The organism is Rhodococcus sp. YH1 (assembly GCF_009939605.1).
In the GTDB taxonomy this organism is placed as follows: domain Bacteria; phylum Actinomycetota; class Actinomycetes; order Mycobacteriales; family Mycobacteriaceae; genus Rhodococcus; species Rhodococcus aetherivorans.
On the sequence record NZ_WVTE01000211.1, the window covers coordinates 30,753 to 44,386 of the forward strand.

Annotated in this window: 11 protein-coding genes; 4 read left to right on the forward strand and 7 right to left on the reverse strand. The window is 71.4% G+C overall.

Annotated features, from left to right (window positions below; genetic code table 11):
* The first annotated feature begins 111 nt into the window (after positions 1-111).
* Positions 112-2,520 (forward strand): helix-turn-helix transcriptional regulator, encoded by a 2,409-nt coding sequence (locus AIIKEEIJ_RS15375; protein ID WP_338020960.1) that lies wholly within the window; start codon positions 112-114, stop codon positions 2,518-2,520.
* Positions 2,521-2,966: 446 nt separating this feature from the next.
* Here AIIKEEIJ_RS15375 and AIIKEEIJ_RS15380 read toward each other — a convergent pair whose 3' ends face one another.
* The 6 genes from AIIKEEIJ_RS15380 to AIIKEEIJ_RS15405 all read right to left on the reverse strand — a co-directional run bounded on the left by AIIKEEIJ_RS15380 (position 2,967) and on the right by AIIKEEIJ_RS15405 (position 7,136).
* The gene (locus AIIKEEIJ_RS15380; RefSeq protein ID WP_006944726.1) at positions 2,967-3,194 is read right to left on the reverse strand and encodes a LapA family protein; all 228 of its coding nucleotides are present in this window, start codon (positions 3,192-3,194) and stop codon (positions 2,967-2,969) included.
* 46 nt (positions 3,195-3,240) lie between these two features.
* Entirely contained in the window at positions 3,241-3,513 is a 273-nt protein-coding gene (locus AIIKEEIJ_RS15385) for an SHOCT domain-containing protein (RefSeq protein ID WP_006944725.1), read from the reverse strand.
* Positions 3,514-3,546: 33 nt separating this feature from the next.
* Positions 3,547-3,972: a DUF6325 family protein gene (locus AIIKEEIJ_RS15390; RefSeq protein WP_161996017.1), complete on the reverse strand. Its 426-nt coding sequence runs from the start codon at positions 3,970-3,972 to the stop codon at positions 3,547-3,549.
* A gap of 45 nt (positions 3,973-4,017) precedes the next feature.
* Positions 4,018-5,589: an alpha/beta hydrolase gene (locus AIIKEEIJ_RS15395; protein ID WP_161996018.1), complete on the reverse strand. Its 1,572-nt coding sequence runs from the start codon at positions 5,587-5,589 to the stop codon at positions 4,018-4,020.
* A 119-nt stretch (positions 5,590-5,708) separates the two neighbouring features.
* Positions 5,709-6,089, reverse strand: a complete 381-nt coding sequence (locus AIIKEEIJ_RS15400) for a PLDc N-terminal domain-containing protein (RefSeq protein ID WP_161996019.1) — start codon at positions 6,087-6,089, stop codon at positions 5,709-5,711.
* 909 nt (positions 6,090-6,998) lie between these two features.
* Positions 6,999-7,136 carry a hypothetical protein gene (locus AIIKEEIJ_RS15405; RefSeq protein ID WP_161996020.1) on the reverse strand — a complete coding sequence of 46 codons (138 nt, stop codon included), beginning with the start codon at positions 7,134-7,136 and terminating at the stop codon, positions 6,999-7,001.
* A 79-nt stretch (positions 7,137-7,215) separates the two neighbouring features.
* Between AIIKEEIJ_RS15405 and AIIKEEIJ_RS15410 the strand changes: the two genes are divergently transcribed.
* Genes AIIKEEIJ_RS15410 through AIIKEEIJ_RS15420 form a run of 3 tightly spaced genes read left to right on the forward strand, consistent with a single transcriptional unit; the run spans position 7,216 to position 13,045 of the window.
* Positions 7,216-11,112 (forward strand): Pls/PosA family non-ribosomal peptide synthetase, encoded by a 3,897-nt coding sequence (locus tag AIIKEEIJ_RS15410; protein ID WP_161996021.1) that lies wholly within the window; start codon positions 7,216-7,218, stop codon positions 11,110-11,112.
* Positions 11,112-11,813 (forward strand): BPL-N domain-containing protein, encoded by a 702-nt coding sequence (locus AIIKEEIJ_RS15415; RefSeq protein WP_161996022.1) that lies wholly within the window; start codon positions 11,112-11,114, stop codon positions 11,811-11,813. Before AIIKEEIJ_RS15410 ends, AIIKEEIJ_RS15415 begins: the two co-directional genes overlap by 1 nt.
* The gene (locus tag AIIKEEIJ_RS15420; RefSeq protein WP_161996023.1) at positions 11,810-13,045 is read left to right on the forward strand and encodes a heparan-alpha-glucosaminide N-acetyltransferase domain-containing protein; all 1,236 of its coding nucleotides are present in this window, start codon (positions 11,810-11,812) and stop codon (positions 13,043-13,045) included. Before AIIKEEIJ_RS15415 ends, AIIKEEIJ_RS15420 begins: the two co-directional genes overlap by 4 nt.
* On the opposite strand, the gene AIIKEEIJ_RS15425 is transcribed toward AIIKEEIJ_RS15420, so the two are convergent.
* On the reverse strand, positions 13,020-13,628 hold the full coding sequence (locus AIIKEEIJ_RS15425; RefSeq protein WP_338020961.1) for a BPL-N domain-containing protein: 609 nt from the start codon (positions 13,626-13,628) through the stop codon (positions 13,020-13,022). The two genes, AIIKEEIJ_RS15420 and AIIKEEIJ_RS15425, sit on opposite strands and share 26 nt — an antisense overlap.
* Positions 13,629-13,634 lie beyond the last annotated feature (6 nt).

A 13,634-nucleotide genomic window follows, 5' to 3' on the forward strand; every position in this document is an offset into this window, starting at 1 on the left:
CCTGTGCCGGAATCTGTCTACTTGTTTCGTGAGCGCCTGTTTTCGGTGTTGTCGACCCGGGCGTCGTTGGTGGTGCTCCACGGCGGACGGTTCGCGGGGAAGACAACCTTGGTGCGCACATGGCTGGCAACCGGCCCTGTCCCGGACGCAGCCGTGGTGTTCGTCGACGCCCCGGCAGCCTCGGCCACTGCGGACGAGTACTGGGCCGAGGTGGCGGCGTGCTGCGGGGGTAGGGGTTCGGACGGGTCCGGCTCGTTCGAAGCGTTGTACGTCGCCGTAGCGGACCGCTCGAGGGTCCTGGTTCTCGACGGTGTCGAGGGTGTCGAGGCGATCGAGCAGGGTGTCGGGGAACTTCTCGATCGTTGTCCTCGACTGCGTGTCGTGGTGACCACCCGGACGAAGGGCTCGTGGGCGCGGCTCGTCGACGGGCACCGGGACCGGATGATGCTGTCGTCGACCGGGCTGGGCTTCACCGAGGACGAGACCGCGGTGCATCTACGGGTGTCCGGGGTGCCGCAGACCATGCGGGCGGTGCAGTGGATCCACCGCCGGACCGACGGGTTGCCGGCGTTGATCGACGGCGTGCGCGCGAGCCTTCAGCACCCTCCCGCACCGGACCCTCCCGCACCGGACCCTCCCGCACCGGTCGATGCAGAGACGGACCGGCTCGGCGAGCTCATCGACAGCGCGGTCGACTCCGTCGTGCTCGGTGCGCTCGCCGACCCCGCGTTGGTGCCGGCACGGCAGGCAATTCTGGTGTCGTCGGCGGCGTCGGCACCGATGGAGGTGCTGGCGGTGTGGACCGACCACGCTCCCGACCTGATGAGCACGCTGGCCGCCGCCGGCCTGCTCGAGAGCGACTGCAGCGGCGGGCCCGACCCGGCGGAGGACCCGAACCGTGCGGTGGGGCGGTACCCCGAGGCGGTCCGGGTTTCGTTGCGGCGTCTGGCCGAGCGGGAATGCCCGAACGCGCTGCGGGCGGCCGAGTCGGCGCTGATCCGGCACCGGCTCGATGGCGGAGACCCCCATGCGGCGCTGGCGCTGGCCGTCGAGGGCCGGCACTGGCAGCAGGCGCTGCAGATCGTGGACGAGCACTGGACGGCGCTGTACACCGGTGGGTTCCTCGACACCCTCGGTCCCGCGCTGGTCGAACGCATCCCGCCCGCGATCGCCGACGCCCATCCGACGATCGCGGCCATCCGCCGCCTGCACCGGCAGTTCGCTGCACCCCGGGATGTGCCCGTCGTCGCCGCCGAACCCGACACCGCGGCCGGTGTCACCCCCGCGCCTGCCGAGACGGTCATGCGCACGATGACGTTGCGGATCGACGGCCGGTTCACCGAGGCGGCCGCGGTCTGCGATGCGGTCGCCGCCGAACCGGTACCGGTGTTCGACGACCTCGACGATCACGTCCGGCACGCCTACGCCTTCTACTACCTCCATATCGGCATCACCTATCTGCTCGTCGACCGCGCAGACGAGGCGACGACGATGTTCCGGCGGGCCCACAGTGCCGGAGCAGGCTCGTTCGTCGAGCGCGACGCTGCCGGGAAACTCGCCCTGACCTACGCGCTGCGTGGCGCGTGCACCGACGCGCAGGCGTGGCTCGACGAGGAGCGTCGGCATCCCCCGCTGCCACAGGAGAGCGAGAAGCTGGTGCGCACCGCCGGCTGCGTTGCTGCGGCTTTGGTGGCACTCGACCGGCTCGACACCGAGCAGGCGCTCGACATCCTCACCGAACTCGGCACCCCCGCCGACAACGAGGAGTTCTGGGGATTCGTGCTCTATACGCACGGACAGCACGCGCTGCTCGCCGGGATGCCGGCCGACGGGCTGCGCGATATCGACGCTCAGATCCGGCGCTACCCGAAGTTGTACGGGGGTTTGTCCGCCGCGCTCCTCGAGGCGGTGCGCGCGGACCTGCATCTGGCCTGTGGACACGTCGCGCAGGCGGAGCGGCTGGTCGAGGGAAGAACTCATCCGCTCACCGCCCCGGTGCGTGCCCGGATCCGGTTGCTCGCTGCCGATCCCGCGGGCGCGGAAGCGGTCGTCGACCGCCACCGAACCGATCCGGCCGGCACTTTTCGCGAGTCGATGGAGCTGGCCGTGCTCGGCGCCGTGGCCGCGGCGGCCGGTGGAGACCGGTGTCAGGCGCAGCGGCATCTGGGCCGTGCGATCGCCCTGTCGCGGCAACGGGGAATGCTGCGGCCGTTCACCTTGCTCCCCGCGCCGATGTTGCAGGAGCTGGCCACGCTCGGCATGGACCTGCCACTGGACGCACACCAGGCCGCCGCGCAGTTCGTGGTCTTTCCGGTCTACCAGCCGATCGTGCGGCTGACCCCGCGAGAACGTGCTGTTCTCGATGCGGTGCTCGTCGGCGGCACCGCCTCGTCGATCGCGGCGGCCGAGTTCGTCAGCATCAACACCGTCAAGTCCCAACTGCGGTCGCTGTATCGCAAGCTCGGAGTGCACTCCCGCAAAGACGCCATCGCTGCCGCCCGCCGTCTGGGTCTGGGCTGAGTGACCGTGCCACCATTGGATGCTGAGCCGCCTCGATCCTGCAGCGGTGCCCGGGGCACGGCCTCACCGCCGCGCTCGACCTGCAGTCCGCCAGAGCCCCGGCCACGACGACCGCGGACGGGCGGCATCGTGGCGATCAGGGGCGGAAGTGGGATGCCGTCGTCGGTCTCCACCGGTCGGTGACACTGCCGAGTGACACCACCTGGTGCCGAGGATGCACCCCGGCGCCGGTGCACTCGCGCAGTCTGGCAGGTCACGTCGCTGCACCGCGGTTCTTCTCGATCGACCGGCCCCAGCAACTGATGCGGTCGCCGGTCTAAAATGACGCGGGCACACCGGAATTCGTCCGCAGAGCGTCAGCAGCACGATCATGAGTATCGGCCACGCGGTGTTCGCCGTCTGATTCCAGGTACGAGCGGCCGCGGCGATCTTTCGAGGGCGAACCGTCAGGCTGCGGCGCGGCGCCGCGACACCAGCACTCCCACCAGCCATCCGATGACGAAGATGGTCAGCAGGGTGAACCACAGGGGGGCCTGAACCTGGATCCAGAACACGGTGATGGCTGTCGTGGTGCGGTTCTGCACCACGAACATCACCGCGAGGGCGGCCAGCAGCACCGCCGCGATGCGGGCCGGGGTGAACGGCGTCGACCTGGTGCGGGAGGTATCGGTCACTTTGGGGTACTCCTTGCGGAGGCGGGTGAGGATCGGAAGGAGGGAGTCAGGAGAGGAGACGCGCCTTCTGAGCCGTGAACTCGGCGTCGGTGAGCACGCCGGAGGCATGGAGCCGGCCGAGCCGTTCGAGCTGGGCGAGCATGACGTCCACGTCCTGCGGCGCGGCAGCAGGTGCCGGGCCGGCGGCCGGCGCCGGTGACGACGCGGCCGGTGCGGGGTCGTGGTGGGCGGCGGCCCACCGGGCTTGTTGACGGCGCTGCACCCGGCCGTGGACGGAGCTGGCGACGGCGGTGCGGGCGGCGGTCTTGAGCAGGCTCATGATCTGATCCTCCAGGGGTCGGGCGGGACGGAACTAGGGTGCGGGCTCGGTGGTGTCGAGGGCGGCGGCGAGTTCGTCGAGGGAGATCGGCCCCTCCGCGATCACCCTCGCCCCGCCGTCCTTCCACGCGTCGAGCACGGTGAGCATCGAAAGTTCTTCGTAGATCAGCACTGCGGCGACTCCACCGGGCCGCAAGCTCGCCGCGACGAGGTCCAGATCCTGCGGATCGAGCAGGCCCGAGGATGCACCGGCGAAGGCGGTCAGGTCCTCGCCGAGCTCACCGATCGGCACGACGCGGGGGCGGCCGTCGGTGACGGTGACGAATTCGAGGTCGAGCACTCGCACGGCGGCCTGGTCGACCAGGCGAAGCAGCCCGGCGAACCCGGCGAGGCCGAGACGTGCGTCGGGGAATTCGACGACGACGAAGTCGACGGGACCGAATCGGTCGGGCGTGGTCATGGCCGTGCCTCTTTCTGCCGAAGAGTGTCCGCAAGAACGTGATGTTCAGTCGTGTGCAAGGGGTGCGGTCAGTGCGTCGCTGACCCGGACGGTGTCGGCGTCGTCCCAGCCTGCGGGGGCCAGGATGTCCGTCCACAGCTCGGCGGCCTCGGGACCGTAGGCGTGCCCGAACCCGGACGGCACGTCCGCGGAGAACACCATGTCCAGCGTGACCTGCCAGAACGTGACGAACGGCAGCCAGCGCATCCCGGGGTCCACATCCGGGCCGAGCGGTTCGCGCAGCCAGTCCGGCCGCTGCAGCAGCAGCCGGAACGACCACCAGGTGATCGGATCGCTCGCGTGCTGCCAGAACACCACGCGGGGGAACTCCCACGGCCCCGGCAGGTCCGCGTCGCCGGGCCGGGACGCGAACCGGATGTTGCGGCCGTCGTCCACCACGGGCAGCCGCTCGAGGGAACCGGGGTCGCGGTCCGCGGTGATCCGGCCCCACGGCTGCGCGAAGTTGGGGGTGCCCACCAGCAGCGCCCCGTCGGTGCGCGCCACGATGTCCTGTCCCGACGCGAACGCCGCCTGCCCGCCGTACGAGCCGAGGCTCTCGCCGAACACCACCAGCTTCGGACGCTGCCCCTCGGGCCGGGCCGACCACTGCCGGTACACCGCCTCGAACAGCGCCCGCCCGGCCTGCTGCGGGGTGTCGCGGTCCGCGACGAACGACAGCGCGCTGGGCAGGAACGAGTACTGCATGGCGGCGATCGCCGAGTCCCCGCCGTTGACGTACTCGAATGCCCCCGCGACGTTCGCGTTCACCCAGCCGCGGCCGGTGGTGGTCACCACCGCCAGCACCCGGCGGTCGAACGCGTTCGTGCGTTCGAGTTCGGCGACGACCCGCTCGGCGATCCCCTCGACGGAGTCCGCGGATTCGCGGCCGGCGTACACCCGGATCGGGGTGCGCGCGGGCGCGCCGGTGACGGCTTCGATCTGCTCGGCGGCCGGGCCGCCCGCGACGAAGGTGCGGCCCTCCCGGCCGAGGCTGTCCCACGGCTCGTTCGACGCCGGCGACCCGGACCGTTCCGTCAGCTGGGGCTGGGTGACGCCCTCGGCGGTGCCCGTGTCGGCGACGGCCGCCGACCGCTCCGCGACGCCGAGCAGGACCCGGTCGACGGCGCCGTCGAGCACGAACACCGCCAGCACCACGACGACGAGCACCGCGGCCACGCGGGCGACGGGCCCGGGCACGAACCGGCCGGCGAAGCGGGTCAACCGGTCGGTGCCCCGGCGCACGGCGCGGGCCGCCGCGAGCAGCAGCAACGCGACGGCCAGCGCGATCAGCAGCACCAGCAGGTAGAAGGCGCGCTGCGCTCGCGGCACGCCCACCAGATCGCGGACGATCTGCTGCCACCACGACCCGAGCACCAGGAAGGTCGGCGCCAGGACCAGCGCCGCGCCGGCGAGCACCCACCAGCCGATCCGCCGGGTCCGCTCGGACCAGTGCGGCTCGACGCCGCAGCGCCGGACCACCCAGGCGATCAGGCAGCCCACCCCGTAGCCGATGGCGACGCTGATTCCCGTCGCGACCGCCTGCAGGTACCACACGCGCGGCAGCAGCGACGGCGTCATCGACCCCACGAAGAACACCAGCGCCAGACCCAGCCCGACCGGGTGGAACCGGCGCCCGTAGCTGCGCAGCCGAGCGCGCGGGGTGCCCGCCTGCGTGGGTCGGAGTTCGGCCGCGGCGGTCAGCGCAGGGCCTTGGCCTTGAGCCGGTCGAACTCGTCGCCGGTGATCGTCCCGGCCTCGAGCAGGGCCTGGGCCTCGGCGATCTCGGCGGCGGGGGATCGTCCGGCCACCTTGCGGATGTAGTCGTCGGCGGCGTGCTGGGCCGCGTCGTGGGCGGCGGCGGACCGCTCGGCCATGCCGCGGCCCCGCACCAGCAGGTAGACGAACGCGGTCAGGTACGGCAGGACGATCAGGAAGACGATCCACACGACCTTGACCACGGCGGACGTGGAGCGATCACGGAACAGGTCCGTCAGCACCTGGAACAGGATCAGCAGGTAAGCGACGAACGCGAAGACGACCAGCGTGTACCACAACAAGTCCCACAACGAATCCAACACCGGCGTATGCCTTTCGAAAAAAAGTGGGGTCCGAGGACAGGGACGAGCGGGACACCCGAGTGCTTACAGGTACAGCCGGTGGCGCCGGCGTGCAACGTGACGGGTCGCACTGTGCCGGTCTGGTGGCCTGCCACCGGGTGGTGGTGGAATTCCCGGCTGCCGGGTGGCCGAACACACCCGACAGCGGGAGCGTCCGACACCTCCCCGTCCGGTTTGTTCCTTCGAACATACTGCCGTAGAGCGGAATTGGGGACGCTACGTCGTGTGACGTCTCCGGTTTCGACCGCGACGTGTTCGGCGCGGGGGCGGCACTCGTAGGCCTCGACGCCGACCGTTGCGGCATGCCCGCCGGGCGGCGGGGAATCACCCTGTTTTTCACCCGTACTGCCGGGATCGGGATGTTCGTCGAGGCGCGGGGCACGGGTCGTGGGTCGATTCCGGAGGGCGTTTCCGAAGACAAACGGTCCGAATGGTTTTTTTCTCACAACGCTTTCCGTGAACGTAAAGTGAAAGTAATCACATCGTGGGTGCTTCAACGTTCAATCGTGTAGCGTCCGGACGGCGAGTTGGTCGCCTGTTCAGATGGGCGCCCGGTCGGGGCTCGTCGAACCTGGTGACACGAAGCACCACGCCTTGGTTGAGGGGCGTGGTGCCTCCCGCACACTCGGCCCCCAGCGGATCCGAGAGTGAGTCGGTGCATCGATGTGCACCGGCGGGCGGACCGGGCGAGAAAGATCCCGCCGGACGAAGGACCCCTCACATGCCGACTCCTGTCACCGCCGCCGCCGAGGACGGCCCCGCGCATCGGAGCAACGAAACTCCACCGCGGACGGCTCCCGCCGCGCTCGCCGACCTCTCGGCCGCCCATCCGGCGCACAACCGCCTCCCTCGGGTAGGACGCAACCTCCCCTAGAGCCCCTGTCCGACGAGACCGTTTCCCTGCTCCGCGCCGATCGCGGTGGCGACGCCGACCCGGGCCCGTTCCGGGGTGGGGCCGCAGCGCGCACCGTCAGGACGGCCGGATCCGGCCTGCACAGAAAACGCCACGATGTCCTCACCTTCTGTTGTGTCCTCGCTCCCTCCTGCCCGCTGCTCGAGCCGGGGGGCGGCGCGGCGTCTCGAGCATGTGTTCGAAGCGTCCGTGGCGCGGTGCCCGCAGGCGACGGCAGTCGAGGCCGACGGGTATGTGGTGACCTACGCGCAACTCGATGCCCGCGCCAACCAGGTGGCGCACTACCTGCGCGGGCAGGGCATCACGGTGGGCTCTCGGGTGGCGATCTTGCTGCCTCGCTCGCTCGACACCTATGTGAGCCTGCTCGGGGTCCTCAAAGCCGGGGCGGCGTTCGTGCCGATCGACCCCGGCGCACCAGCCGATCGGGTCGCCTACGTCGTCGACGATGCGGGCGTCGACTTCGTTCTGACCACGACCGCGCTGGTGGCGGCGGTGCAGGAGCTGCCGGTGCGGTCACTGACGATGGACACCGCCGGACAGGTGCTCGACCGCCGGCCCTGTCACCGTCCACCGCTGGATCCGGACTCGGACCCCGACCCGGCCTGCTACATCCTCTACACCTCCGGTTCGAGCGGGCGACCGAAAGGCGTGGAGGTCGCCCAGTCGAGCATCTGCAACTTCCTCGACATCGTGCCCGGGGTCTACGACGTGCGCCCCGACGACCGGGTCTACCAGGGTATGACGATCTCGTTCGACTTCTCCATCGAAGAGATCTGGCCGACCTGGGCGCGCGGAGCCACCCTGGTGGCCGGACCCACCGATACCCGCCGGCTCGGCGCCGACCTCGCCGACTTCCTCGACGAGCACGCGATCACCACGGTGTACTGCGTGCCGACCCTGCTCGCCACGATTCCGCGGGAGCTGCCGCGGGTGCGCAATCTGCTCGTCGGGGGCGAGGCGTGTCCCCGGGAGCTGGTCGAACGCTGGGCCCGCCCCGGTCGGCGGATCCTCAACACCTACGGGCCCACCGAGGCCACGGTCACCGCCACCTGGGGCGAGTTGCTGCCCGGCCGTCCGGTAACGATCGGACGGCCCCTGCCCACCTACTCGGTGGTGATCCTCGACGAGGAGCGCGCACCCGTACCGCACGGGCAGGTCGGGGAGATCTGCATCGGCGGACCCGGGGTGGCCCGCGGCTACGTCGGTCGACCCGACCTGACCGCCGACCGGTTCATCGACCATCCTCTCGCCCCGCCCGGCAGCAAGCTCTACCGCACCGGAGATCTGGGGCGCTGGAGCGACGACGGACAGATCGAATACCTCGGACGGGCCGACGCCGAGGTCAAGATCCGGGGCCACCGCGTCGATCTCGGGGAGATCGAAAGTGTGCTGCTCGAAGATCCCGCGGTCGCCGAGGCCGTGGTCACCGTCGCCGCCACCGGTAGCGGCGCTGCCCCGGCCCTGGCAGCGTACGTGGTGCTCGGCGACGGCCGTGCCGACGAGCCGGCCCCCGGCGCGGTGGCACCCCGCCTGCGCCACCGCCTGCACGAACGTCTGCCCGGGTACATGGTGCCCACCTTCCTCGACGTGCTGACCGCCCTGCCGACGATGCCCAGCGGCAAGGTCGACCGCAAGCAACTGCCCACCCCGAGCGGGCGACTGCTCGCCGACACCGACCGGATCACCGGACCGAGCACCGACACCGAAACCGAACTCCGCCGCACCTGGGCGCAAGCCCTCGGGCTCGACCCCGAGGCGATCTCGGTCGAGGCGGACTTCTTCACCGACCTCGGCGGGCACTCGTTGGCTGCAGCCGCGGTCGTCTCCGCGCTGCGCGCCGACCGGCCGGAACAGACCGTGGCGGTACGCGACCTGTACACCCATCCCACGGTGCGCCGGCTCGCCGCCCATCTCGACACCACCACCCCGCCGCCTCCGGCCCGCGGCGCCGAGGCCCCGCCGCTGCGGCACTCCTCCCGGCGGGTCGCCGCGGCCGGCACCGTCCAAGCCGCGAGCCTGTACCTGCTGCTGCTGGTGATCACCCTGCCGGTGACCTACGTCTACACCGTCAACGACGGGGACGTGTCGGTGGCCGTCCTCGCCGAGATGATGACCGCCATCTTGATCACCTACCTGGCGGTGCGCTGGGTCCTGCCGCTGCTGCTCGCCCGTCCGCTCGCGGCCGGCATCACACCCGGCCGCTACCGGCTGTGGGGACCGACCTACCTGCGCCTGTGGCTGCTCGACCTGGTGCTGGCGATGGGGGCACTGCCGTCGCTGAGCGGCTCGGCGCTGATGTCGACCTACCTGCGCGCGCTCGGTGCCCGCGTCGGGCACCGCACCACCGTCGCCACCGCCGCGATCTCCCTGCCCACCCTGGTGCACATCGCCGACGGCGCCTCGATCGGCTACGGCGCGGTGCTGCGGCCCTGGCGGGTCGACGCCGGTCGGGTGCTCGTCGACCGCATCGTGGTCGGCGCCGGCGCCTATCTCGGCCCGAACGTGGTGCTCGAACCGGGCAGCACCGTCGCCGCCCGCGCCGCGGTCGGCGCGCAGTCGGTGCTCACCGCCGAGCAGGACATCGCCGTCGACTCCCGCTGGACCGGCTCCCCAGCCGCACCCACCGACCGGCTCGACGACGCGGTCGAGGCGCTGATGCGCCAGTCCAGTTCGCGGGCCCGATGGAAGGCGCGGCACCTGCTCGCCTCGGCGCTCGGGCTGCTGGCACTCGAGGTCGGTGCCGTGGCGGTCCTCGTGCCCGGCGTCGCGTTCGTCTGGTGGGCCCTGCTCACCGGAGGAGTCATGGTCGGTCTTCTGGCCACCCTGCTCGCCGGCCCGATCTACGTCGCCACCGTCAGCGCGTTCGTCGCGGCCGGGAAACGGCTGCTGCTGCACCGCTCCCCGGTGGGCATCCACCACGTCCGGTCCTCGCTCGGGGTGCGCAAGTGGATGGTCGACAAGCTGCTCGAGTTCAGTCTCACCTTCACCAATCCGCTGTACGCGACGCTCTACACCGCGCCCTGGCTGCGGCTGCTCGGCGCCCGAATCGGCCCCGGCTCGGAAGTGTCCACCGTCGCGCACATCGATCCGGACCTGCTCACCATCGGGGCCGACAGCTTCGTCGCCGACATGGCCAGCGTCGGCAGCGCCTCGTTCGCCAACGGCCGGGTGCTGCTCTGCCCCACCAGTGTCGGACGGCGGACCTTCGTCGGCAACGCCGCCGTGGTCCCGGCCGGAGCCGAGCTCGGCGACGACGCCCTGCTCGGGGTGGGCACCGTGCCCCCACCGGCGGGCGTGCCCGACGGCAGCTCCTGGCTCGGTTCCCCCGCGATGCATCTGCCCCGACGCCAGGACAGCGGCAGCTTCGACCAGACCCTGACCTTCCGGCCCACCCCCGCGGTGGTGCGCCGTCGTCTGGTGATCGAGTTCTTCCGCATCACCCTGCCTCCGACGGTGCTCGGTGTCAGCTTCTACCTGTATCTGACCGTGTTGTCGGCACTGGCCTCCGGCCGCGATCTGCTGGTTCCGGCGTTGGTGGCGCCGGCCGTGGCGATCGCCGCGGCCACGGCGGTCATCGCGTTCTGCGCCTCGGTCAAACGCAACGTCGTCGGCACCTACCGGCCCCGCGTCGAACCACTGTGGAGCGGGTTCGTGCGCCGCTCGGAGTTCGCCACCGGCCTCTACGAAGGCGCGGCAGTGCCCGTCGGGGTGGGCATGCTCGTCGGCACCCCGATGCTGCCGGTGGTGTTGCGCTGGTTCGGCGCCCGCATCGGCCGGCGCACCTGGATCGGCACCACCTATCTCACCGAATTCGACCTCGTGCACATCGGGGACGACGCCGTGATCGGCACCGAGGCCTCGCTGCAGACCCACCTGTTCGAGGACCGGGTGATGAAGATGTCGATCGTCACCGTCGCCGACGGCGCGACCGTCGGCACCCGCGCCATCGTGCTCTACGACGCCGTGGTCGGCGCCGACACCCATCTGGGATCGCTGTCGCTGGCGATGAAGGGCGAACACCTCCCCGCGCGCACCCGCTGGCTCGGAATTCCCGCCGAGGGGGCACGCTGATGGGCCGGCACACCCGCCGCGGCCCCCGCCCCCGCGCCCTGGTGTATCGCGGACCGGCCACCACCGACGACTGCGCCGCCGCCGCGGCCGCGCTGCTGCGCCGCACCCGGTGGGGCTTCGACGTCCGTTACGTCGGCCCCCACGAGTCCCTACCGCTCGACGCCCCGACGTTGCGGTCGGCGGCGCTGTACGTCCAACCCGGCGGCGGTGACCTCGAACCGGCCTACCAGCACCTGCGCCCCCACACCGAGACCCTCCGCTCCTACATCCACGACGGCGGCCGCTACCTCGGGATCTGTCTCGGTGGTTATCTCGCCGGCGCCACCCCCGGCTTCGACCTGCTGCCCGGCGACGCCGACCGCTACATCGACCTACCGGACGCGACCGTCACCGCCCCGCACGACGCCGTCGTCGCCGTGCGCTGGCGTGGGGCCCTGCGGCACCTGTACTTCCAGGACGGCCCCTACTTCTGGCTGCACCCGCACCACGACCTGTTCTACGACACCCCGGCCGCCGTCGTGGCCCGCTACCGCAACGGCACCATCGCCGCCCTCGTCGTCGCGCACGGCGGCGGACGGGTCGCGGTCATCGGCCCGCATCCCGAAGCCGACGCCACCTGGTACCCGCCGGGCCTGGTCAACCCGGACGGGATCCGGTTCGACCTCGGCCACGACCTGATCGACACGGTGATGACCCCATGAGCACCACCCCGCACCCCGCCACCGCCCTCCTCCCCGACCCCACGCCGGTCACCCCACCCCGCCGGGCGAGACTGCTCGGCCTCGACGCCGCCCGCGGTGTCGCCCTGCTGGGCATGATGGCCGTGCACGCCCTGCTCCTCGTCGACGACGACGGCAACCCCACCACCGCGTTCACCCTCGCCGCCGGACGGTCGGCGGCGTTGTTCGCCGTGCTCGCCGGCGTCGGCATCGCCCTGCTCACCGGCCGCCGCCGCGTCGGGGGCACCGACGCCGCACCGGTCGCCGCCGCCCTGCTCACCCGCGCCGCCGTGATCGGCGCGATCGGTCTGGTCCTCGGCTACGCCGACGTCGAGTACGCCGTGGTGATCCTGCCCTTCTACGCGGTGCTGTTCGTTCTGGCCGTCCCACTGGTGCTCCTGCCCACCCCGCTGGTGGCCGCGATCGGGCTCGGCGCGGCGACGGTCGTCCCCGCCGCACTGACCTGGGCCGCCGACGTGCTGCCCGAACCGATGATCGACAACCCCGGTGCCGGGGACCTGATCGCCGATCCCGGCCACTGGCTGCTCGAACTCACCCTCGTCGGTGAATTTCCCGCCCTGCCGTGGACGGCCTACCTGTGCGCCGGCCTCGTCGTCGGCCGGCTGCGCCTGGAGCACATCGACGTCGCCGCGGCGCTGCTGCTCGTCGGCACGACCCTCGCCGTCGGCGCGCACCTGACCTCGCACCTGCTGCTGCACCGCCTCGGCGGCAACGACCGGATCCTGGCCACCACCGGCCTCTCCGACCAGGACCTGACCCAGATCCTGACCTTCGGACAGGACGGCCTGCTGCCGGCCCGCACCTGGTGGTGGCTGGCCGTCGACGCCCCCCACACCAGCACCACCGCCGACCTGGTCGCCACCATCGGCTCGTCGCTGATCGTGCTCGCGGTGATGCTGCTCGCCGGGCACGTCACCGCCCGCCGGGTACGTCCGCTACTCGAGGTGCTCCTCGTCCCGCTCGCCGCAGCCGGATCGATGACGCTGACGCTGTATGTCGCCCACATCTGGTTCGTCAACTCCGCCTACGACACCTACAGCCCGACCGTCGGCTACCTCATCCAGGTCGCTGCCGCCCTGATCGTCGGGCTCGCCGTCCGATCCACCGCCGGCCGCGGCCCCCTCGAGGCCCTGACCACCGCCGCAGCCACCCGCGCCCGGCGCGCGCTTACGACGAAGTCTGCTCGGCCATGACCGCGGCGATCAGATCGTGCCCGAGATCGAACCGGATCCCGTCCGGGTTCACCACCCCGTCCCGATACCACGACCGATCGGCTTCGGGATGCGGACCGACCACCCCCACCGTTCCCGCCCCATACCCGGCCACCGCCGCGGCGATCTCGCCGTTGCCGTAGCGGGCCAACACCGTCACCCCGCCCTCCCGCAACCGGAAGACCGGACCGTCCTGAAAGAACAGATGCCGGCCCTGGTTTCGCCACCGCACCGGCACCACCGTCTCCTCCGGAGTGCGCACCGCAGCACCGGCGGTATCGATATAGCGGGCGGTATCACCCGGCAACAGCGCAAACCCCGGTGTCGCCCCCGCCAGATATCCACCCAGGCAGAACCCCAGATACCGGCCGCCCGCCGCGGTGAACTCCCGAATGACGCCAGCATACGGGCGCATATGCTCCCAGCCCTCACGCAACGTTCCACCACCCGGCTGGACGAAGACCGCCGCTTCGGCCAACACGCCCGACGACAGCGGCACCTTCTCCTGCGGACCGCAGAACACCGCCCGCAAGGCCACCGGACCGGTGTCGATCAACGCCGCCACCGCCTC